Annotated in this window: 27 protein-coding genes; 4 read left to right on the top strand and 23 right to left on the bottom strand. The window is 39.0% G+C overall.

All coding sequences use genetic code 11. From position 1 onward, the window contains the following. Positions 1-236 precede the first annotated feature (236 nt). A complete protein-coding gene (locus ACLD71_RS05755) occupies positions 237-1,253 on the top strand; it encodes a transposase (RefSeq protein ID WP_411993539.1) in 1,017 nt (338 codons plus the stop codon). A 60-nt stretch (positions 1,254-1,313) separates the two neighbouring features. Here the strand turns inward: ACLD71_RS05755 and ACLD71_RS05750 are convergent, their stop codons facing one another. Then, complete coding sequence (locus ACLD71_RS05750; RefSeq protein WP_411993538.1) at positions 1,314-2,567, bottom strand: hypothetical protein; 1,254 nt, start codon at positions 2,565-2,567, stop codon at positions 1,314-1,316. Between the two features lie 331 nt (positions 2,568-2,898). Beyond that, on the bottom strand, positions 2,899-3,606 hold the full coding sequence (locus ACLD71_RS05745) for a hypothetical protein (protein WP_411993536.1): 708 nt from the start codon (positions 3,604-3,606) through the stop codon (positions 2,899-2,901). 118 nt (positions 3,607-3,724) lie between these two features. On the opposite strand from ACLD71_RS05745, the gene ACLD71_RS05740 reads away from it, so the two are divergent. The 3 genes from ACLD71_RS05740 (at position 3,725) to ACLD71_RS05730 (ending at position 5,726) form a co-directional block, all read left to right on the top strand. Continuing rightward, complete coding sequence (locus ACLD71_RS05740; protein ID WP_411993534.1) at positions 3,725-4,642, top strand: glycosyltransferase family 2 protein; 918 nt, start codon at positions 3,725-3,727, stop codon at positions 4,640-4,642. A gap of 164 nt (positions 4,643-4,806) precedes the next feature. Next, positions 4,807-5,391, top strand: coding sequence for a tetratricopeptide repeat protein (locus ACLD71_RS05735; RefSeq protein WP_411993532.1), 585 nt, complete (start codon positions 4,807-4,809; stop codon positions 5,389-5,391). A 5-nt stretch (positions 5,392-5,396) separates the two neighbouring features. Continuing rightward, entirely contained in the window at positions 5,397-5,726 is a 330-nt protein-coding gene (locus ACLD71_RS05730) for a hypothetical protein (RefSeq protein ID WP_411993530.1), read from the top strand. Between the two features lie 23 nt (positions 5,727-5,749). On the opposite strand, the gene ACLD71_RS05725 is transcribed toward ACLD71_RS05730, so the two are convergent. From ACLD71_RS05725 to ACLD71_RS05625, 21 genes are read right to left on the bottom strand one after another with little or no spacing between them, the layout of a single operon-like run. Next, positions 5,750-6,241 (bottom strand): tetratricopeptide repeat protein, encoded by a 492-nt coding sequence (locus tag ACLD71_RS05725; protein ID WP_411993528.1) that lies wholly within the window; start codon positions 6,239-6,241, stop codon positions 5,750-5,752. A gap of 1 nt (position 6,242) precedes the next feature. Beyond that, positions 6,243-9,152, bottom strand: coding sequence for an alpha-amylase family glycosyl hydrolase (locus ACLD71_RS05720; protein ID WP_411993526.1), 2,910 nt, complete (start codon positions 9,150-9,152; stop codon positions 6,243-6,245). A gap of 22 nt (positions 9,153-9,174) precedes the next feature. Beyond that, positions 9,175-9,828, bottom strand: coding sequence for a sigma-70 family RNA polymerase sigma factor (locus ACLD71_RS05715; protein ID WP_411993524.1), 654 nt, complete (start codon positions 9,826-9,828; stop codon positions 9,175-9,177). Positions 9,829-9,844: 16 nt separating this feature from the next. Further along, the gene (gene fliP / locus ACLD71_RS05710; RefSeq protein WP_411993522.1) at positions 9,845-10,606 is read right to left on the bottom strand and encodes a flagellar type III secretion system pore protein FliP; all 762 of its coding nucleotides are present in this window, start codon (positions 10,604-10,606) and stop codon (positions 9,845-9,847) included. Continuing rightward, positions 10,599-10,958, bottom strand: coding sequence for a hypothetical protein (locus tag ACLD71_RS05705; protein WP_303552725.1), 360 nt, complete (start codon positions 10,956-10,958; stop codon positions 10,599-10,601). The genes fliP and ACLD71_RS05705 overlap by 8 nt, the downstream gene beginning before the upstream one ends. Continuing rightward, positions 10,945-11,247, bottom strand: coding sequence for a FliM/FliN family flagellar motor switch protein (locus tag ACLD71_RS05700; RefSeq protein ID WP_411993520.1), 303 nt, complete (start codon positions 11,245-11,247; stop codon positions 10,945-10,947). Before ACLD71_RS05700 ends, ACLD71_RS05705 begins: the two co-directional genes overlap by 14 nt. A gap of 1 nt (position 11,248) precedes the next feature. Beyond that, entirely contained in the window at positions 11,249-11,986 is a 738-nt protein-coding gene (locus tag ACLD71_RS05695) for a FliM/FliN family flagellar motor switch protein (RefSeq protein ID WP_411993518.1), read from the bottom strand. A gap of 10 nt (positions 11,987-11,996) precedes the next feature. After that, entirely contained in the window at positions 11,997-13,193 is a 1,197-nt protein-coding gene (gene flgF, locus ACLD71_RS05690; protein ID WP_411993516.1) for a flagellar basal-body rod protein FlgF, read from the bottom strand. 12 nt (positions 13,194-13,205) lie between these two features. After that, entirely contained in the window at positions 13,206-13,625 is a 420-nt protein-coding gene (locus tag ACLD71_RS05685) for a flagellar hook assembly protein FlgD (protein WP_411993514.1), read from the bottom strand. Beyond that, positions 13,622-14,446: a hypothetical protein gene (locus ACLD71_RS05680; RefSeq protein WP_411993512.1), complete on the bottom strand. Its 825-nt coding sequence runs from the start codon at positions 14,444-14,446 to the stop codon at positions 13,622-13,624. Before ACLD71_RS05680 ends, ACLD71_RS05685 begins: the two co-directional genes overlap by 4 nt. Continuing rightward, the gene (locus ACLD71_RS05675) at positions 14,440-14,901 is read right to left on the bottom strand and encodes a hypothetical protein (protein WP_411993510.1); all 462 of its coding nucleotides are present in this window, start codon (positions 14,899-14,901) and stop codon (positions 14,440-14,442) included. The genes ACLD71_RS05680 and ACLD71_RS05675 overlap by 7 nt, the downstream gene beginning before the upstream one ends. Then, a complete protein-coding gene (locus tag ACLD71_RS05670; RefSeq protein WP_411993508.1) occupies positions 14,888-16,204 on the bottom strand; it encodes a FliI/YscN family ATPase in 1,317 nt (438 codons plus the stop codon). The genes ACLD71_RS05675 and ACLD71_RS05670 overlap by 14 nt, the downstream gene beginning before the upstream one ends. Further along, on the bottom strand, positions 16,197-16,904 hold the full coding sequence (locus ACLD71_RS05665) for a FliH/SctL family protein (protein ID WP_411993506.1): 708 nt from the start codon (positions 16,902-16,904) through the stop codon (positions 16,197-16,199). Before ACLD71_RS05665 ends, ACLD71_RS05670 begins: the two co-directional genes overlap by 8 nt. A gap of 2 nt (positions 16,905-16,906) precedes the next feature. Then, complete coding sequence (locus ACLD71_RS05660) at positions 16,907-17,344, bottom strand: hypothetical protein (RefSeq protein ID WP_411993505.1); 438 nt, start codon at positions 17,342-17,344, stop codon at positions 16,907-16,909. Then, positions 17,341-18,777, bottom strand: coding sequence for a flagellar basal-body MS-ring/collar protein FliF (gene fliF / locus ACLD71_RS05655; protein WP_411993503.1), 1,437 nt, complete (start codon positions 18,775-18,777; stop codon positions 17,341-17,343). The genes ACLD71_RS05660 and fliF overlap by 4 nt, the downstream gene beginning before the upstream one ends. Next, positions 18,777-19,082 (bottom strand): flagellar hook-basal body complex protein FliE, encoded by a 306-nt coding sequence (gene fliE, locus ACLD71_RS05650; RefSeq protein WP_411993501.1) that lies wholly within the window; start codon positions 19,080-19,082, stop codon positions 18,777-18,779. The genes fliF and fliE overlap by 1 nt, the downstream gene beginning before the upstream one ends. Before the next feature lies 1 nt (position 19,083). Further along, entirely contained in the window at positions 19,084-19,503 is a 420-nt protein-coding gene (locus tag ACLD71_RS05645; RefSeq protein WP_411993499.1) for a flagellar basal body rod protein FlgC, read from the bottom strand. Beyond that, a complete protein-coding gene (locus ACLD71_RS05640; RefSeq protein ID WP_411993497.1) occupies positions 19,504-19,875 on the bottom strand; it encodes a hypothetical protein in 372 nt (123 codons plus the stop codon). Between the two features lie 12 nt (positions 19,876-19,887). Beyond that, positions 19,888-21,045 carry a flagellar basal body P-ring protein FlgI gene (locus tag ACLD71_RS05635; protein ID WP_411993495.1) on the bottom strand — a complete coding sequence of 386 codons (1,158 nt, stop codon included), beginning with the start codon at positions 21,043-21,045 and terminating at the stop codon, positions 19,888-19,890. After that, complete coding sequence (locus ACLD71_RS05630; RefSeq protein ID WP_411993493.1) at positions 21,045-21,614, bottom strand: flagellar basal body L-ring protein FlgH; 570 nt, start codon at positions 21,612-21,614, stop codon at positions 21,045-21,047. The genes ACLD71_RS05635 and ACLD71_RS05630 overlap by 1 nt, the downstream gene beginning before the upstream one ends. After that, positions 21,604-22,542: a flagella basal body P-ring formation protein FlgA gene (locus ACLD71_RS05625; RefSeq protein WP_411993492.1), complete on the bottom strand. Its 939-nt coding sequence runs from the start codon at positions 22,540-22,542 to the stop codon at positions 21,604-21,606. The genes ACLD71_RS05630 and ACLD71_RS05625 overlap by 11 nt, the downstream gene beginning before the upstream one ends. Between the last annotated feature and the right edge of the window lie 2 nt (positions 22,543-22,544).

Raw genomic sequence — 22,544 nt, 5'->3', positions numbered from 1 at the left:
ATCAAGCTAGATAATGAAGATAATTTCACAAGCTCTGAAGTCTATGCCATCAATTGCCGATTAAGCTTATTGGGAGCTGTAACGGTCAAATAAACTTGGAGACTTCTTTGGCACTTTTTCTCAGGAAAAGAAGGAAAAAGAAGGAAAAAAAGAAGGAAAGGACACCCAAGTCTTTTTGACAATCCCAAACTGCACTTCTAGGCTTTAAGTACACTCCAAGCCCTAGAGGTGCTGTTATGACCAGAGCTCGCCAGCAGCAAATTTGTTTAGACAGTACGCCCTACTACCACTGCATTTGCCGCTGCGTTCGTAGAGCATTTTTGTGTGGCGAAGACCGAGCAAGTGGTGCTAACTTTAACCACCGCAAACAATGGATAGTTGATAAGTTCACTCAACTCGCCGAGGTGTTTTCTATTGATGTAGCGGCTTATGCGGTGATGAGTAACCACTATCATTTAGTATTGCGGGTTAACCAGCAGCAAGCCCAACAATGGAGCTATAGCCAGATAAACACCCGTTGGAAGCAATTGTTTAACGGGCACAATGCGGTTGAGCAATACCTTAATGACCCACACGCTAAAGACGAACAATACCCTAAAGCGATTGAGCGGCTAGAGCAATGGCGCGAACGCCTATTTGATATTAGTTGGTTTATGCGCTGCCTAAATGAGCACATTGCTCGCCAAGCCAATGAGGAAGACCAGTGCAAAGGGCGTTTTTGGGAGGGGCGTTTTAAGTCTCAAGCCTTGCTTGATGAAGCAGCGGTATTGGCTTGCATGGCTTACGTGGATTTAAATCCAGTAAGAGCCAAAATAGCAGATACCCCAGAAGACTCTGATTTTACCAGTATTCAACGTCGCATACTGGCCTTAAAAGCCGCTAAATCCACGCACGATTTGCAGCCAAGTGAGGTGTTAGCATTTACCGGATATATAGCCCATGGCAAACCTAGCCCAGGTTTACCCTTTAACCTTTATGAATACATAGAACTGGTTGATTGGACAGGCCGCTGCGTGCGTGCCGATAAACGCGGCGCAATTCCTGCGCATGTTCAGCCCATTATGGATAGATTAAGTATTCACCGAGAAGATTGGCTAAAAATAATAAAGTCTTTTGATAAGCACTTTATAAGCGCTGCTGGTTCGAATGAGCATTTACAGCAACATGCTAAACAAACCGGAAGAAGTTGGTGTGCCACTCGTGGTCGATTACAACTATGTGAGAAAGTGGATAAGCCAGCAACACTATATTAAATCTACAAAAAAGCTCAAGAGCTAGCTTGAGCTTTCCTAAGCAATATTAACCGCTGAACTCTAAGGAGCAATGAAATTCAATTCATTGAGATACAGAGTTTCAGCTTCATAAACTCCCAAATTAATTCGAGAATTATCCAGCTTTTCTAGCGTTAGCATTTCCCCTCCGCCTGTCCGCATTTCCTCATATTCTCCCCACTCTCCGCTACCGTTTAGAGCTCTATAAAGGTGATTCTCTACGTTAAGAACTAAGGAAATACTAGAGGACGCTTCTCCATTATCAATAAATCTATATGTTCCTGATTTTATTGATTCTGTCTTGTGAATATCAGTGCCTGCATTAATACAATAAAGGCTATCGTAGGTTGTAGTGCGTAAAGTTAATAACTCTTCTGCGACCGTTAATTCATAAATAGAGGTACTCGAAAGATCAGGATTACATGTGTAACTTTGATTTCCCCAAGTGCCGTAATATTGATCTAAACCATAGGCAGCATTAAGGTTACGCCAAGGGCTTTCTTGATCAATGCTAATATTCACTGGTAACTCGCTAGCATTCCCAGCATCATCTAAGTACTTATTAAAGCTAATAAAAGATAACTCAAGTGGCTGAGTTGCTGATTCACTTCGATCGACTAACTTAACAATACCAATAGAAGGGCTAAACCACAGCTCTTGTTCGAGGTGTATCTGCTCACTAACAGTGACTCCCAAGTCATCGACATCTACAGACACATTAAGCGCCAACCAGTAACTAATATGTAGCGCTTCATAATTACCCGAGGCGGTGACAACCGTATCAATTCCGTGATATTCCCACTCTTGCAAGTAGTCGCCATAAGTTGCCCCAATACTTGGGCTAATAGTAACTCCCAAGTCTTTGTATCCAAGATCTGGGCGTTTTCCTTCTGGCGCAAATTCGGGTAACAAAAGCATTGGATTATCGGAAAGGTTGAAATTAAGTTTGTAATTTTTTCCATCAATAACAAGCTGTTCAACCTGAAGGCTCTCAATAAACAACTCTCCTTGTGAGTGGTTAAAGGATTGCTTAAAGCCACTGTGCTCCCAATTTAACGTAAAGCGCTCTGTATTATTTGAAGATGAAGCAACGCTGGAGCTGGAAAGCTGGTGAATTTGGCCAGTATTCACATCGGAGTAGCGCCAAACCGCTCCAATTTGAGCAGGTAGGTATTGACTAGAAAGAATTGTAGATTCTTCAACATCTGAGTTGCCACCACCACCGTCACTACCTCCCCCACCACAAGCAGCTAAACTTAATACAGAGACAACAGATAACAACTTCCAAAACTTCATTTCTTAACTTCCTTGTATTTTAAGTTCTATATTTAATTTAATAAAAACAACATTTTACATAAAGTAAGAGACTTACTAGGAAATTAATTATCAATAGTTGATCTGACACATAACAATATTTAACTTAAGGTAGTTTTATATCGGCAAGGCGCTTGCTATAAACGTGAAATTGAAAGCCATAAAAACAGCGCGATGTACCTAGTCTTCGCGACGCTGCTCCCCTCATGCCTTGATATCCACAAGTTGTGAAACTCTTTAGTGCTCGTAGAATAAGTAAACGCAATACTAGTTGGATGGCCCTGCACATGAGTGAAGAAAGAGCTTAAGGGCGTTAGCTCTCTAAGGGTTGTTTCCTCTTGTATTCCAAAATACGGCTTACAAGCTGAGATCTAATTTTATGGAAGCCTTTACTCATCCAAACGGCTACCCCAGGAGCATTAGAGCTAGGGCAGTCTTGAATAGCCCCCACATCATGGCATAGTGGCTTATTACCCCCAGAATAGCTCATCAAGATATCATCCGTAGGACCAATTTCGCTCCAGCTGTTAAAGCCAAGATTCTTAGCGAATACTTGTGCTTGCTCTGCATAATAAGGGCTAAACATATAAACACGATTAAGTATATCTAACTCGGTGTTTTGGCCATATAGACCACCAGCTAATACCAACTGCTTATATTTTGTTACCACTTTCTGCCCCCAAACCCCATGCATTCTATTTGGCTGTTCTGTAAACTTAGCCTGCAAGAGCCCTATTTGCTCTGCACTTAGAAAGAGATCGTCGTCTAGGCACAGTACAGCTTTTCCCCTCAAGCTTGCAGCAATGCTAAAGCGATAACTCGCGCCTCGGTTTATGCCATCGCCCATGTATACAACTTCTGAGGGTAACTGATAGTCTATTTGTTTGGCTAAACCAAATTTCGAATTATCAATAAGGATCAACTGCTCTAGGTTTTTAACCTTTAGGCACTCATTAATAATGTTTGGAATATTTTGCGGACGTTTATAGTTTGTTAGCAATATGCAGAGAGGCTGGTCCAACTAAGTTTCCCCTTACTTGTGAATATACTCTACACATTACACGCCCAAGAAAGCGCTTTCAAGAAATTATGAAAAGCTTATAATAAAAACTGATTTGTAGGCTTTGTAGTTAATTTATATGAACTTTTCAATTGTAATCATTATCAAAGATGACCCAGTATTGTTGAACTTGGCACTAGCTTCTTACGCCAAGCTTAATTACTCAAAGGGTGAGTTTGAGCTTATAGTTATTGACGATGGGAGTTCCCAACCGCTCAATAAATTATCTGACTTTCCAAGCAATATAAAAATCAACTACCTTTACCTACCTAGAAACAAACAATCCTCTAGGGCCAGGGCAAGGAACAAAGGTGCTGCACTTGCAAAGTATTCTTATTTGGTTTTTGTAGATGGTGACCACTTTGTAGAACCAACACTACTGTCGAAATACTGCCAGTACTTCAAGTGTAAACCCAAAAGACGGTTAGTTTTGGGCACAAGAAATGAGATACCGCCACATTATTTAGGCTTAGTGCTAAACCAATACAATAAAACGGGGTTGGCTGCCATTACAAACAAGGTTAAATGGCATAAAGACATTCGTTTAAGTTTGGAGCAACGCTTTAACCGCCCCATAAATACCCTAGCAGGAAAGTGGCACCTTTTTTGGAGTTGTAACTTCTGTATAGAAAAAGAGCTATTTTTGAATACTCTCTTCGATGAAAAATTTTTGGGTTGGGGATTAGAAGACGTTGAGCTGGGCTATAGGTTGACCAACGAAGCAGTTGAGTTTGAAATGCTTAATAATGCTGTTTGGCATTTAAGTTCTGCAGAGCAGTTAAACAAAGACAAGTACCACCAATGGCTAGAAAATATTCAATACTTTTACTCGAAGCATAACGATATAAGAATATTAGAACAACAAAGCTTTTCTGATGTGTTCTTCTATGAAGCTGGCCTATGTGAAAAAGCTCCACTTGACTGGCTTAGCATTTTTGAAATATTTGAACATAAAATGGTTTTTCATAGTCAGCAGAAAGATATAGCAAGCACTTAGGATATAGCACCTGCACGTTAACTAACAATATTGTGATTAAAACTTATATTCTATTTCCTAAGCCTAAAGCAATAATGCTATTCTAAGGTGTGTATACCTTAGTCGGTTTCATTCACTTAACACGACAATTTCACCTCTACTTTAGCGGAACAAGGATTTTCTAAATGACGTCGAACTTCTCTACTAACGAGCTTTTTCACTTAGCGATTGATGCGGCAAACAATCAGCGAAATGACAAAGCGCTGAGCTATTTAAAAGAGTTAGTAGAAAGGAGTCCCGAACATCATCAAGGGAAATTTTTGTTGGCGTCAACTTACGCTAGTTTAGGTATGTTTAACGAAGCTATAGTAGGCTTTAAAGACTGTTTAAGAACTGAACCTGATTTTTCTCTAGCTCGATTTCAGTTAGCACTATCTCTACTAGCAACAGGTCAAACAGAAGATGGCGCTGTTGAGCTAAAAGAGTTAGCTACTGCTACTCCAGAGTACTTGATTCACTTTGCTAAAGGTATTTTATTCTCACTAGAGAATAAAAAAAATGAAGCGATCGAACAACTTAAACTGGGTATTAGTATTAATAATGAGAACCCTTCACTTAACGGAGATATGGAAGGTGTAATTGAAGCATTGGAAACAATGCCAAGTATTGCTAACAATAGTACCGAAAACACAAAGCCAGCAGCGGAGTTAGAAAGTAATATCGATGACTTATCTACTCATTCGTTTTTACTTGGCGCATATAAGCAGTAACAGCTATGACTAAGATAGTTCGCTCTATTGCGCCAACTAGTATACAGCGCTTAGGACAAAACTCTCAAAGTAGAACAAAAAAGAAAGAGGCTGTTAGTGAACGCTTGCAGAAAAAGCCGACACCTATAGACTTTTCTGCACTTAAAAAACTCTATAACGATAATCCACAAGAAGCTATTTTTAAGTTGAACCAAAATATTATTAGTAAGCATCCTTTGGCAGAAAAGCTGACTGAAAATGATATTAATAAACTAAGTAGTAAAATCTCAAGCCTGCTAGCTTCGGATGAAGACATGCAACTTTTATTGGAACAGATTCTAAACTCTAATAGATAGAATCTGTTCTCTTGCATAGATAATTATGACGCTAAACTTATTGTTGATAATAATCGATTGGCCATATCTACATGGTTATCTTCAGGATCTATATTTTCAATAATATAGTTAAGCTTTTCTATTGCACCATCTTCGTCTTTCTCTTCTAGGTAATAGAGAGCTTGATTGTATAAAACCGGCGGGAAATCAGGTGCTTTCTCTAGTACTTCATCCCAGATTTGTAGTGCTTTTTCGTTCTCTCCCATCTCTCTATACACAGCTCCTAGATGAAACTTTTCTGGCACTACTTCGGGCCTATGTATTAGGTACTCATCGAACGCAATTATTGCTTTTTCGAACAGTTCTAAAGCGGCATATACCCTTCCAAGTAAAGCATAAACTCCTACTGGAATTTCCGGCTCATCTAATATTGACTTTAGCTTCATAAGTGCGCCTTCATAATCTTCACGCTCAATAGCTATACGAGACAACGCAAGTAGCTCATCTGATTCCAATAATTTTTTCTCATTTAACATATTAAATCTCCGTTTTAACTTTAATCCTAATTAGCCAATAATATTGATAAGGCTTTAGTGACTTGGGTAATGGTTTTTCTTTGGGGTCATCATCTAAAACATCTCTCCAATTATTCGCCGCTAACTCTTTTGCACTATCTAAAGTGGCGATAACCTGAGGTAATGGGGAGAAGTTACCTAAGAAGAGAAATTCACATTCGCTATCTTCCCTGGTAAAGGCAAAAACTTGTCGCGAGTCAGTTAATGCTGGTTTAAATATATGACCAGACAAAACTGGCAATTTTTTTCTGGATAAACACAACTGCGTTAAGCTGGAACGCACTTTAGATTCTGGACTATTTGGCCGCGCTAAAGCATTTTTTAGTGCGAACCAGTTCCGCTTTGGTCTGTGGATCCAACGCGAATCATAGGCAAGGTCTTGATCGTTGACATAACTATAATCATTAAGTTCAGCGACTTCGTCGCCCATGTAGATAATGGGTAAACCACCTATAGACAAGACAACAGCGTGCATCAATAGAATACGAGCTACACTTTTTTCTATCCCCAATTGGTCAGAGTTATCTAAGGCTTTTTCTAGGCCAGCTAAAGATGCTGTTGAGCCTACTATACGCGCTCTTTGAAATAGTTTTCCTCTGGCGAAAGTGCTATCTGTGGGGTTGATGTAGAAAGACAGTATTTTGTCGTAAAAATGATTGATTTTTAGGCTAGGTGTTTGTTCAAGTAAAGAATTATTGCTAAACACCCAGTGTACATCGTCATGGCAATTGACATAGCTTATCCAGTTACAATTTTTTGGCAAAGCACTCCAACGCGATAACTGATGCCTCATAACCGAGCAGTCGGCACTCATAATTGAATACCATAACGAGGCTGTTAGTACGGGTCGATAAGCGTAGCTGGTTCGGTCATCTTGTATATAGTCTTCTACTTTATCGGGAGACACTATGGCTTCTGATACAAGTTTGACTGTTGGAGATAGCATTGAAGCAAACGCTTGATATGCTTCAACTAACAAGTGACATTCTGGCCGGTTCTTACAACCGGTATTTTTCTCTTTCCAAATGTGCGGAATAGCATCAAGCCTGAGAACATCGACCCCCATATTAACCAATGACAACAGCTTTTCTAACATAGCCAAAAAAACATTAGGGTTACTGTAGTTTAGGTCCCATTGATACTGATTAAAGGTTGTCCAAATATAGCAGTTCAGCTCTTTATTAAAGCTAATGTCACGCCCTTGTTCTGGGAATGTGTCCTCTACTCCATTCAGCCACTGTATGGCCTCTTGCTCAGACTCAAAAAGCCAATAATAGTTCTTGTAGTCTTCTTCTCCCGCTATCGCCTTTTGAGCCCATTCATGTGACATAGCAGTATGATTAAGCACGAAATCTAAACACAATCCGATATCATATTTTTTTAATAGAGAAACAAACTCATTAAACTGGCTATTACCACCTAAGTGAGCTGCAATTTGCTCATAGTCTTTAATTGCAAATCCACCATCATTCTTACCTGGGTGTGCTTCAAAAGGAGGCAACAAGTAGAGATAGTTTATTCCCATGTCACGTAAATAACTTAAGCGTGCTTTTAAGCCCGAAAAGTTGCCAGCAAATTTGTCTACATACAAACAAGCACCGACTCGTGAACTGGCCGAAAGCCAATCGTGTTCGGCACCACGTTGGTTGTCAACATCGCGGAAAAAAGGTGATCGAGTTTCCGTTGCTTGAACTACTAGCTTGAAAGCCGATTCAATAATTTGATGTGCTAAGCCTTCTTTAGGATAAACCGTACTTAGGGCGTATTCTAAACGGCCAATGTGTTCAACTAATTGACTAATTAATGGTTCAGTAAGATTGGCACTTAGATTTTGTTGCTCACAGTAGCCTTGTAATTTGTCTATTAGCTTATTTCTAGAAGCTATAGAACTAGCGACTAGTTGATGTTGGCTTTTTACCTGATTTTCCAACGACTCTATGCTATCAACCAAACCTGCCTGCTGAAGTGAAGCTATAATGGCGAGATCTTCTAGCGAAAAATTAGATGTGTAGAATTCCTTTAGCTTCACACCTTGGGCTGCTACATCTCTTGATTGGGTATGTAGCTTACTAATAAACAATCCATCTCGCGGGCTACCGCGCCATTGATTAGAGAATAGCCCTAAACGCTGATATTTTTTTTCAAAAGAATCATAAGTGGGACAAGGAAAATGCAAGACCTTAGCCTGATCTTGCTCCCAGAGGAAGGGGGGTGTTTTGGTTTTGAAACTGTGAACATCTATAACTTCTATACCCTGGTCTAAATGAATTGCAGATTTACCATTTTGGTAGTAGTGAAAATAATGCTCTGGTTTGATACCCAGCGACTTAAGTAGATCTCTTTGTGCTTGGGAAAAGACCCATTTGTTTTGTTTAAAGAAGTTCCGCTTAAATAGCTTGGAACTAGGTAAAATACGAGTCGTATTTTTTGAATCAATAAGTGCTTCTGCATTAGCGTAAAGGATGTTTTTTTTCCCACTTTTAGCAACTTCTTTAAAGTGTGCTTTAGCATCATATGTAGGAACATAGAACAATTCGTCAATATCGATATGTAAAAGCCATGAGACTTTATCTTTAGATGCCTTTTTTAAAGCAAACCGTAAATTAGCCTCTTGCCTTATCATTGCCTCTTGATCGTATAAACCTGCCTCCAATATAGAGCTAGGTTTTAAGCTTTGCTTACATTGTTCTCTCCAGCTAGCATCACATTTAGTTGCAACTACCTGAGGATAACGGACTGCAATTTCGATTGAACTATCCAAAGGGTCATCAAAGAAAAGATATAAACGGTCGAAACCAATAGACAGATGGTATCGGATAAAAAAATCTAGCTGTTCTTCCGCGTCAACTAAGGTACATGCAATTGCCAGCATACTATTTATAGCTTCCTTTCAATTAGCAATCGTAACATTTGTTAATTTCCATTTTCTTTCGCACAACTCGTAAAGCCTCAACATGCAACTGAGATACTCGTGCGCGGCTTAGATTAAGCACTGAAGCAATATTTGCAAACGGCAATTGATGAAAATAATGCAAAGTCATTACTTGTTTTTGTAGATAGGGTAGTTGTATGAGTAACGGTTTAAGTAAGCCCAAAACTTGAGTATTCTCGTAGTTTTGGTAAGGCTCTAAATTTTGCTCTTCAGAAAAAAGATGTTCTACTTTGTCCTCTATCAAGTTGGCAATGGACAGCTCGATAACCAATGAAGAATAGGCCTCGATTGTGGTCTCTGCGCTTTCTTTTAAGCTACTCAAACGCTCTTTTTCTCTGCGCCTAATATTGTGACTGAGACTACCCACCTCTGAGTATTTATAAATGTTATTAAGAATCGTACCCTTTACGCGTAAGTAAGCGAAGCTGGTAAATTTTACAGGCTGCTTGCGATCGAATCGCTCGGCTGACTCTATTAACCCTACTGTTGCATATTGCACATAATCCTCAAGCTCAACACCTGAAGCATAGTATTTAATGTACAAACTCTTCGCGACACCTCTTGTCCACGAAGAGTACAAGTTTACAACTTCTGTTAACTTAGCGTTTTCGTTCATTTTGGTAGCCGGGTCTTCAATTAGCGAAACTCAATAAAAGAGAGTGCGTGAGCAAATTCCAACCATCAGCTAATACGAAGACCAAAATTTTTAAGGGCATTGAAATGGTCATGGGTGGCACCATAATCATCCCCAATCCCATTAATACACTTGCAACAATTAGGTCGATGAGCACAAACGGGATGAAAATAAGAAAGCCCATCTGAAAAGCTACTTTAATTTCACTTAGCATGAAGGCGGGGACTAAGTGTAAATAAGACAAATCATCCATACTCTGAGGAGGAGGCGTGTTCGTAGCTTCGAGTAATGACAGATAGGCATTTTCTTCAGTATTAACAACCATAAATTTCTTAAATTGCTCAGCTCCTATGTCTACAGACGACTTGAAACTTTGCTCTTGGTTTAAGTAAGGATTTATCGCTAAGTTATTTACTTCTTCAATAACTGGGGACATAGAAAAAAAAGTAAGGAAGAGAGACAGTAAAACAATAACTGAATTTGGCGGGGAGGACTGCAAGCCCAATGCCATGCGCAACATACTTAAAACAATAATTATTCGTGTAAAAGAGGTGGCAGCTATCATTGCCGCAGGGATAAACGATAATGCAGTAACCATAACTAGGTACTTAACCGGAGCCTGCCAATCGTCCTCTAACAATGAGAATGTACTTTCAGGTAGTGACGGTATGCCCCCAGGAACGGCGGCTTGTGCAATAAATGGCATCCCCATAAAGCACACTAAGCAACTCTTGAACAACAACCTTTTTCTATTATTCATTGTGGATATTCGCATCATGCTCTCGGTTTTTGACTGACGCCAATACCTCGATATTCTTACTCGACTCTGCTATTGGCCATTGGGTTTGACCATCACTAACAATATATATACTTGTACTATCAGAGAGTTTAATTCGTTCCACTAGGTGCCACTTATCTTGACTAGTAGCAGGAGACTTCTTGATGAACATTCTATTTCTATTTGATAAATAAAAGGCTATGACGCACACCACTAATAAAACAACAACAATACTTAGCATTGTTGAAAAGTCAGTAGTTGGGGCGGATTTAAATGCTAAGTCTGAACTTACGATTTGCGTATTTATCAGCTCTTTTTCATCACTCTGCAACATTGGTAACTTCTACGCCATAGTTATCACCGCAGGCGACTAAAACACCTTCTCCGATAACCTTGTTGTTCAGTAAGAGTTCCACAGGTTGGTTAAGGTGGTTACTTAGCTCTACGATACTTCCTTTATTTAAAGAAAATAACTCCGCAACTGTCATTAAAGCCTGACCGACTCTAATTTCTATTTCAACCTCGACCTCTTTAATAGCCTCTGTTCGCCAAGTTACGTCGTTAGTAACTATCTCTTCACCTACTTCTTCTATGGCTAAATCAGATACAATTACTTCTTCCATTTCAACGGTCCTCATTATTAATCTGTAAAACTAAGTTTTTTTCCCGCTTTGCTAAAAAACCTGCTTTAAATGCTTTGTTGTTAACTCGTAACTCCAAAGCGTTGCCCACCTTAGCATCGGTGATCAGCAAATTGCCTTTTTGCAAATTGACTATTTGATCATATTTTACTTTGCTAGTCGGTAGGTATATTTCAGTTGTAACCTTAGATTTCTCGATACTAGAACTTAAGCTACTGAGTTGAGAAGAACTTGGGTTTTCAACTTTAGTCAATGCGCCGTCAGCTACGATTTCTATTGGCCCAAGCGTAAAAACATATCCCCCGGCATTTATTAATCCGAACTGCAAAGAAGGCTTGTTAGTCTCAACCAAATGTTGCTTTGAGTTACCACCTAAATGCGCAGAAAAAGACAATAGAAGTTCTTCTATTGCATGAAAAACCAAAGTTTTAGTTATATTTTTTTCTAAAAGCACTCGGGCAGCTTTATCATCAACGCCGAAAATAAGCTCGACCAAACTTACTAATGTTTGTTCATCGTGTGGGACAAATAAGTGGCCTTTGTTAGCACTGACACTGAACCAACTTTTTTGAGTTGGTGGTGACAGTAATAAATCGGCTTCGAGTGCTAAGTGCTCGGAATTTGTAGACACCCAGTTAATCTTCCACTGTTCAACAAGGGGCTGAAAAGCTTCCATTAATACTTGCAAACCTGAACGATTTGAAAATCTAATTGGTTTCATAAGATTTACTTCATCGCCCTGAATTATATAGAGTTTCTATCATTTCATTTGCGATATTCATGACATGAGAGCTAGCCTGATAGCCCCTTTGAACTATCATCATATCGGCAAACTCTTCTGCCAACTCAACGTTAGCAAGCTCAATACTTTCGCCAATAATTTCGCCAAACTCGCCAGAATCGGCTCGACCAAGAATGACATCTCCGTCGTTCATTGCAGAAAACAATACTCCGCTTTCTTGCTTCAACATACTAACGTTGTTGACATTAGCTAACGCAACTTGGCCAGCTATTACATCATCACCATTTGAGTACGTTAATTTTAAACTACCTGTTTTATCAAAGCTTACTCGCGTCAATCCTGCTAAGGCATGCCCATCCTCTGCTGACGCCGACATATCAGAATACTCTCCAGCGGCATAACCACTTGTATTAGAAAAATCTAAAGTTACGGTTGATTTATCAGCGTCGGGATTTGCTGAATCTTGGGGGACTTCTATTTCTATTTGGCTAAATGCATCGACTATTTTTCCATCGGCGGAATACCGGACTTCTCCAGTAGAAACGACATTGTCATTAGCATCTTTGACTTTAACGGTCCAACCAACCTCACCAGTTGGTACTTCAATATCTTCGCCATCTGCATCTTGTTCAGTTTTATATATTGCGTGTCTATCTGCGAACTCAAACTTGTAATTTAAGTTTTCTCCTATTCGACTAAAAACGAATACATTTTCTACTGAGTGCGCGTCGCCGTCTGCTGAAATATTTCCTTCAAACATAACGTTAGACGTTGCTTCAGGTGGCAAGAACTTGTTATCGGTAATATTGATGTTTTGTAAATTGCCGTTCTTATCAATACCAGCTACTGCATAACCTGTTGCCTTATCTACCAGTAAATTATTTTCATCAATGGTAAATTGTCCAGCGCGAGTTAGGTAACTGTTTGCCCCATCTTGAAGAACAAAGAAACCTGCACCATCTATAGCTAAGTCGGTATAATTACCAGTACTTCTTATGTCGCCTTGTTTTTCCCTTAAAAACTCGTTACTTAAAGTAGTGCCATTATCCCCGGTAACACTTTGGTAGAAAGAGTCTTTAGCTTTAAAACCTGGGGTATTCATATTTGAAACGTTATTGGATAACTGATTTAGTCCTTTCGAAAAACTAACTAATCCAGATAGTCCGCTATAAAATGCTTGTAACATACTGATCTCCTTTTACTGATCTGTGACAACCGTTATGTCAGAGATAGAAATTCCTTTTAAGTACTCGCTGCTTCCAGTGTCGATCGTCAAACTAGGGCCGTTTGCTGTATATTCAACAGCCTTAACAATTCCTGGTTGATTTGCTGTTCCACTGCGGATTTCAACAGGTTTTCCGATTAAACTAGTTGCTTGCTCAACAGTTCCAAATGCCAATAAACTATCCAGCTTTTCATTCATCATCCTTGTTTGTTCTACTGCAGTAAACTGAGCCATTTGAGCCAGAAATTCAGCGTTATCTACGGGTTCCAAGGGATCTTGAAAGTTCAACTGCGCCATAAAAAGCTTAATAAAATCCTCTTGAGATAAGGTTGTATTATCCAAGGAACTTGCCTGCTGGGCACCTAAATTAGCGCCAATAGCTTCTACATTCACGATGACCTCCCTTTACCAATTGTTGGGTGGCTCACTCCATTTAGTACATAGCCAGTATGAGGTTTAAGACTACTTCTAATTTCGTGATACCACTCATTCATCTGTTCTTGATCAATACGATAATCTCGCAACACTACTTTGACATTTCCATCGACTAACCTGATATAAGTTAATTTCTTAAAAGATATAGAGTTAAAAGATTGTAATGTTGGACTATTCGCCATTTGATAAGAGCTAAGTTGCTTTGATGTCTTCTGAGCAGGTTTAGAAAAGTGGCTGAAAGCTCTGAGGCCAATATCATCAGAAACACTTTTTAGGCGTTTAGTGCTGCTAACATTTTTGAAGCTAACAGCTTGGTTAACTTTATAGTTAGCCGATAGAGCAACTTGTAAATAGCTAACTGTATTACTATTTTCTGTAAATAACTGAGCATTAGAAGCTATTGTACTTATATGCTCTAAGCTTCCTGTAGCGACAAGAGTATAAGGGTATAATTCAGCAAACTTATTATCTTCCAAAGAGTTATTAGTCGATATACGTTCTGTTTGAAAGTGACCAAAACTAAAACTAAAGTTATGCCCTCGAGACTCAAACCATTCTTGATATTCACCCTCGTTAGATAAATGTCCATTTTGGGAAGAGTTCAACATCAATAGTTCTGCGCTACTTTCTAAATGCACTTTAGTTGAACTAGACAGCACTTTTGATTCTTTCTTACCATCAACTAATTGATAAAAATCACGTTCAGACGCATTCTTTTTATTAAGCTTGGACTGGTACTTTGCAAAGTTTTCACTCGAAGTGACCGCAACCTCTAACATACTACACTACCTTTTCTAGCATATTGTAATAACCATGGTTCCAAATGCTTTTCATCAATAATCAAAGCATTTTTATTGAACAAAGTGTACAACAAAGTTTTAATACGATTGATTTTCTTGTGAATAAAAGAAAGCTCATCAATGATCAACAACTCTTTATCTAAGGCTGCATTTTCCATATTGACCAATCGTTCTTTTTCATATTCAATCTCATCTATTATTTCAAATATCTCTTGCCTTCTATAATAACTTTCTTTATGAGTATCTATACAGCATTTGTATAAGTCATTGATGCGATTATCGCAGGACTTAATATCTTTTTGTAACTTGGACATCTCTACAGCTAGTAGGCTCATACTTTGTTTTAGTTTGGTTAACATAGCTAAGCTAGCCTTCAAAGACCGAGAGTAAAGAATAATCATTCGCTCAACTTCACTCTTGTCAACCTGCATCATTCAATATCCCTTGGAGGTCTGAATAAAGACGCTGTAAACTCTTATTTTCGTTTTTTTTACTTAGCAAATAAGATTCTATAAGTTTGCCTTTTTTATAAGCTAAGTCTAAATCTGCATTTTCATTCGATTTATAGGCACCAATTTCTATCATTTCTTCGACATCCTTTTTATCGGACAAATGTGTTCTAAGTTGATTTACAACACTCTGCTCCTCTATAGAAGAAACTCTATGCCACAATCTACTGTTACTCATTAAGACATCTACTGCTGGATATAGACCTTTGGACGCCATTTTTCTTGATAACACAATGTGACCATCGAGAATCCCCCTCATCGCGTCAGCAATGGGTTCTGAAAGGTCATCACCTTCGACAAGCACTGAAAACAAAGCTGTAATCGAGCCTTTTCCTTTAAAGTTTCCCGTTCTCTCAACTACTTCCGGGAGCATGCTAAATACCGATGGGGTGTAACCTTTTGACGTTGGGGGTTCTCCTGCAGCTAAACCTATTTCGCGCTGTGCCATCGCGAATCTAGTTATTGAATCAAGTGTCAGCAAAACATTTTTATTTTGCTCACAAAAGTATTCTGCTATTGCCAATGCTGTAAATACTGCACACCGCCTGACCAATGGTGGCTCATCGGAGGTAGCCACAATAACTACTGACCTACTTAAACCTTCTTGACCCAAATTATCTTCGATGAAGTCTGCGACTTCTCTTCCTCGTTCGCCAATTAAAGCCACTACGTTTATCTGACCAGGGTCTGCATTCGCACACTGCCCTAATAAAGTGCTTTTACCTACACCACTTCCTGCAAATACTCCGATTCTCTGCCCTCTTCCGATAGGTAGCATAGTGTCGATAATTGGAACGCTTGTACTGACTCTATAATCCACTCGTTCTCGACTGAGTGGGTTATGTCTTTTGTCCCTTCTAAGAGGAGCTAATGAGGTGCATTTAAGTGCACCTAAATCATCAATTGGATTAACAAAAGCATCTATGGTTCGACCCAACAACTCATGCCCTACTTTAACCATAGATTTAACACCCAGACCGATCACACGACTGTTTAGTGTTATTCCTTCCCCTTTCCCAATTGGCATAAGCAGGGTTTTGTTCTCAATAAACCCAATTACTTCAGCTAGAATAGTTTGATGATGATCTTCACTAAATATTTCACAGCGCTCACCTACGAAAACATCTAGCCCAGAAGCCTCTGCCATCAAGCCACTGTAGCGAGTAATTCGGCCTGAAGCTTTGCCAAACTGCGTTGACTTAATACTTTTAAGCAGTGAGTTAAACATTAAAGCTTTCTTCTGAAGATTGAATGAGTAACTGTTGAAACTGCTGTAGCTTAGTAGACAGCCTAAGGTCTAACTCTCCATCTGCCGATGTTATAGTTACTCCACCGATTTCTTGGTGCTGACTACTAACCATAGCCAAATGAGGGTTGCTATCAATTAAAGAAGAGTATTGAGATTTTATGATATGCAAGTCTTCGGAATGAAATGCTAACGTAACTTTATTGTTCAAAGTGAGGTTTTCTAGAATACTATTAATAAGAAATTCAACTCTGTTATCGCTTTGCAGGTAATCTTCACAGACAATACGACCTACGGCTTCAAACACAACCTCTAACAATTCACTTTTGGCTTTAAGGTATAAGTCGCCTTTGGCTTTAGTTAGAGCGTTAGTAGCATCGCTTAGCAATTGCTCTGTTTTAATTAACTTATTTTTTTGTTCGCTTATGGCCGCTACCAAATTATCGTTTGATTTCTTATTATCCTTCTTACACTGTTGATACCCTTTCTCATATGCGTCTTCTAGCTGTTGGCGATAATAACTATCCATTTCTTGCCTAACTTTTAGAGTAATAGCAGAGTGCAAATCCTCATTGCTTTGCTTCTTAGCTGTTTCTGACGTTAAGGTGGATTCCGATTTAGCTGGAACAGGTAAAGCTTGCTTTCTCTTTATTTTATTCGTATCTAATAAAACTGAGGCCATAACTAAAGCTCCTTACTCAAGTGTTCAGAAGCTAAACACAGAATTTTTTCTTGTACATAGGTAGTTGTATTAGAAACATTTCCATCAATTAGAGTATCTAACCAGTTCCAGCAGTACTTAGCCTTAAGTTCTCTTTTGACACTATCAGGAAAAAACTCATTAAGTAATTGGGCGTCCTCTGCACTTAAGTAAGAGAGCTCGTCGCTGAGCACAGCCAAGTTACTCCTATTAATAAATGCTAACTCACATTCTTTTGCGTAGTGAAGTTCGATCTCTGATGTAAGAGCATTTAGATCCTCAGGAGCTTTTAAAATAAAATTATCGACGTAACCTTTCAATTCAATAGCTACGTCATTTGGTAACCTTTTTAGGATCCACTTTAAATCACGCTTATTTAATACCGCTAATCTGCTCGCTATAACTTTTAAGGGCGAAGTCATTGTGAACCCTTAACTTTATTGTTTTCCAACGCAATCCAATCTGATACTTCTTTAAGTAGTTTTTGCTTTTCATCTAAATCAAGTAGCTTGACTTTTTTCTTTAAATGGAACCGGGTTAATTGAAATACAACAACCGAAATACAAGCTGAAATAAAGAGGAAAAAAGCTATAAAATCAATACTTAGGTATTGGCTATACTTATTAACGACTTCTCCCGAAGGGGTACTCTCGTTAGAGCTAGTTATCTTAATAGCTGGAGAAGGTTTTTCTTCCACTAGTGGAGTAGCTTTGCTCTCTATAATAGAAGGCTGATGTCTAGGAATCGCTTTAACGGTGACCACATCACCTCTTTCAACTTGAATACCGGATGCAGAAGCGACCAACAGCCGAATAGATTCGAGGTCACTTTCATCAACGTCACCTATAACTAAGACAGCGATAGACAGACGAACTAATTTTCCTGTTGCAGTTTCTGTTTCAATGAGTTCGTTACCATAGGTATACTCTTCTTCAAGAGTCTTTCCTTTTGATTGACTAATTTTTTTCTCAGAAGATTCATCTGTTTTTTCATATCGACGGCTAAGAAATCCACTCCCACCACTCTGCGAATTACTTAGGCCTCGCTTTGTAGAGCGAACCTTATCGAAATCTAACTGGGTATGTACACCAACCTGAAAATTATCCTCTCCCAACACTGGTGAAAGGATATTTACAATTTTACCAGTAAAATACTCTTCAAACTCTTTCTGATAATGCAACCGGCTACCATCTTCTTCCATTTGCTGCAAAAGGTTATCATTACCGGCGAGGATATCTCCATTTCCATTTAGTAAAGTTATATTGTCAACTTGCAAACCTACTACTGATGAAGACACTAGATTTTTGATACCCACAACTTGTTTCTTACTGAGTACTTTATTTTCTTTAGTAATCACCGTAATAGAAGCTTTAACCGGTTCTTCTTCTTTTTGAAAAGACCTTTTCTCAGGAATAGATAAGTGTACTCTAGCCTGCTTAACATTATTGCTGCTTGAGATCGTTCTAGCCAACTCACCTTCTACTGCTCGCTGGTAATTCACTTTTTGGGCAAACTCAGTTAAACCAAAATCAGCATCATCAAATATTTCAAACCCCACAGGCTCCGTTATAGATACCCCCTCTCCAGCAAGATTAATACGGGTTTCTTGTACCACATTTTCGTTGACACTGATTGCGGTCCCATTCTCACTTAGCTGAAAAGGTATATTCAATTCCTTTAACTGTTTGGTTATTTTTGAAGCTTCACTTTGCTCTACTCCTGAGTAGAGCAAACTATAATTTGGTCGATATATAAACCACACACCAAGCATTGAAAAAATAAGAACAAATATCAATCCAATAACTAGTGGTTTTTTTAAGTAACTAAAAACTATATCTCTATTGCTTGCACTCACTATAACTGCATCCTTAATAACTCTTGCAGACCTTCAACCATTTTATTCCGCACAGTAACAGCAAGCTGCATTGTCATATTGGCTTCTTCAACTGCTAACATCACATCCTGGATATCAGCAGTACCTAATGCGTAATCGGATGTTAGCGTATCAGCCTTACTTAACGAACTATTCAGGTTCTCTACACCATGAACGATTAAGCTATCAAATGTTGTTTCTGCAATTTTATTATCAAGCTTATCTGATTGCTGAAGAAGACTAGTGGCTTTGCCTTCATCTAAAAAACTAATAGATTCGACCAACATCTTACTTGCCTCCTAGTTCCATAATTTTGCTTCCCATAGAGCCTGCAGCGTTATATACACGTAAGTTGGCTTCGTAAGCTCTATTCGCACTAACAACATCGATTAGCTGTTGAGTAGTATCGATATCCGGCCTCCAAGTCATTCCTGAGCTATCAGCATTTGGATCATTAGGTGAGTAACTAGACTTTAGTGGTATGTTATCCGAGGTTATTTTTATACTTGGATAGTTTTTATCACTTGAAGCTGTACTCGTCGCACGCATCCAATCTACTTTAGGCACATCCACTCGAAATAAAGGCAAGGAATCTCCTGCTTTCACGAGTTTATTAGCGTTAGCGATGTTCATACCGGCGGCTTCAATAATCATTCGTTGTTGCAACATTCCAAACGCTGCGATTGACTTAATATCTCCGATACTCATTTATTGACCCTTTATGCCAAGTTTCACTAATCCAATTTTCCTATTTAACAGCTCAACCAACTTATTATATTTTGACGATGCTCGATCAGAATTGATGATCTCTTGGTCAAGTACAACAGCATGATTACTTTCTGGATGTTGAGCGTCCGCTATCTGTTGAATACGAAAGTGTTGGTATTGCTCTACTGTTTTATGTAAATCAGCTGCATTATCTTGACGCAACATCACTTCCATGACCGAATCAAAGCTTGCCGTTTTGGCTTTAAAGTTGGCATTATTCGCATTAGCAACGTTAATCGCTGATACTTGTTGTTTGTATGATTCCATATTCATACTAAAGACCAACAGTTTGCTGGTTACATCGTCTATCATTCTAAAACTTCCTTATTGAACGACTAACTCTCCGTGCAAAGCTCCTGCACGATTAATCGATTGCAATATCGTTATGATGTCTCTGGTCGACAATTTCATATCGTTAAGAGCACTGATTAAGTCAGAAACTGTTGCACCTTGATCTAGAGTTACACCTCCGTTTCCTGCTTCCTCAACTTTGATATCTGTATCAGGCACAACCACCGTTCTTGCATTGCTATTAGAATCTTCGCCAGGTAAGCCCCACCGGTCATAACGAAGAACAGAGTTAGGTTGTGATACCAAATAGTCTGTTTGAATACGAATTTTCAAGTCACCGTGTGTGATAGTTACATTATCTATTTTGACGGTTCCTCCGGCAACTATGGTTCCGGTCCGTTCATTAATAACTATTCGAGCAGCGGTTTCTGGAATAATGCTCAGCTCCTGAACTTCACCTATTTTCCGGAAAGCTAGGTTCCTAGGAGCTTGACCTAAATCAACTCTAACCCTTCCAGCATGAAGAGTTTCAGCATGCAAACTTGAGTCTTTGCTATTTATCGCGTCAACAATTTTGCTAGCAGTATGAAAATTCGGTTCTTTTAGCAATAAAGTGAAACTACCATCACTAGAAATAACCTGATCATCGGTGGCATATTCAACTACAGCCCCTTTAGGAACAACCCCAGCCGTTGGATGATTTTTTTGGACCTTATTCCCATTAGAATCAAAGGTATACCCCCCTACTGAAACAGACCCTTGAGCTATTGCTACAACTCGTCCATTTACCGCTTTTAAAGGCATTAATAATAATGTGCCACCAACAAGGCTCCGAGAATCCCCAATAGAAGAAACATTGACATCAATTCTATTGCCCTTTTCAGAAAACGCGGGGATTGTTGCGGTCACCATAACCGCGGCGACGTTTCGGCTACTTAAATCCTTAGGTGATACTGACACACCAAATTTTTGTAATGCATTAGCCACTGACTGAAGTGTTGCCTGGCTTCTTCTACTATCACCAGTTCCACTTAATCCAATAACAATTCCGTATCCAGCGAGCACGTTGTCTCTCACGCCTTCAACTCTGGCTAGCGACCCAATTTTTATTCCACTGAATGCGTCAACAGGTAAGGCAAAACTAAGGAAAAGCCAAAAAAATACAATTCCACAAAATTTACAACTTTTCATCACAAACCAAACCAACCAAATATTCTTGAGATTATTCCTGGCGTCTGGCCATCATTTACAACACCGTTACCGTTAAACTCAATACGAGAGTTTGTTAATCGGCTAGACAACACAGTATTGTCATCTCGAACATCAATTGGTCTAACAACACCACTTAAACCTATACGCTGCTCTTCACCATTAATGAGTAAAACTTGTTCACCTGAAATATTTAACATGCCAAACTCATCCACACTGTTCACTCGAACAGATATTTGGCCCTTGAAATACCCTTCTCTGCGAGTATTAGCATCATCAATGCTATCTCTTCCGTAGCCTAAACCCGCAGATTCTTTAGTTTGTGTGGTGTAAATCGACGCGTCGATGTCAACCTTAGTTTCGGATCCCGAGCCTGCTCTGCTTTTAGCTTCTGTACTTTCCACAATAAGAACCGTTAGAGTATCTCCAACTTGATGCGCCCTATTGTCAGAGACCAATGAAGAAAAACCACCTTGACCGAAAAAGTCTTCTGCTAAAACGTTTCCGCTAGCAGAGAAAAATAACAATACTAATGCTACTTTAATGCTCATCTATTAGTACTCTCCCTTGTAAACTAACTGTCGCCGGTAAGTTAACCCCTAAAGACTTTATTGAAACAGTAATCTTGTGCCCTGCATCACCTGCATTGCCTGCTATAGCAATTGAATCTATTTTCACGCCATTCTTCATATATGTTGCAATAACTCTATCTCCAGCTTCGACTAGGCTAGGTTCCTTGACTAAGTCATTATTAATAAGTTCTCCACGCATTATGTCATTTAGGGCAAATACTCCTCGTAATTTCCCATCTTCAGCATAAAAGTAGTTATCGTTAACAAATCTAGCCTTCTCGTACTTTCTTATTAAACATTCTTCCTTAAGTACTTGTCCCTTAGGAATGGGACATGCCGCCACAAGCACCGGAATAAATACACTTAGTCCATACCTAACTCGGACTAAACGCTGTTTTTCTATAGAATCAAAAATCAAATCACCTACAACCACTGAAGAGTTGGAACTCCTCTCATCTAAATTGAAATGAGTTTTTGTAGATACACCATTAATAAATACAGGTTGATTTCCAGGAAACCATTTGAAAAATGCCTCCTTTCCAAAACTGTTAATAACCCACTGTTGCGTTTTATCATTCATGATGCTTTGTACAACTTCAGGTTCCAAAACCTCAACAACATTGATTTTTGCCTGTTTAGCGCCTCTCCAATTAACTGAAATAGCATCAACCAAAACGGTTTTAACAAGGTTTAGCACTTCATCGCTTGTTACACTTCCTTTCCACTGAGGTATGAGAATATTGCTAATTTTATTGTGTAGAGAGTTATCGCTACTACGAACATGTAATACATCAGATAACCGAGCATTCTCTTCTATGCTAAGTTCAGGCCTTTTAAACGAAAGCGCTACAGTTGTTGCATTCGAATTAAAAATCACAAATAAAAGAAAGAAAATGCAATAGCGCACTG

Origin of the sequence: Agarivorans sp. DSG3-1, assembly GCF_046774965.1 — a bacterium.
Classification (GTDB): domain Bacteria; phylum Pseudomonadota; class Gammaproteobacteria; order Enterobacterales; family Celerinatantimonadaceae; genus Agarivorans.
The sequence above is the reverse complement of the archived record's forward strand: the minus strand, read 5'-3'. Positions and strand labels throughout refer to the sequence as shown.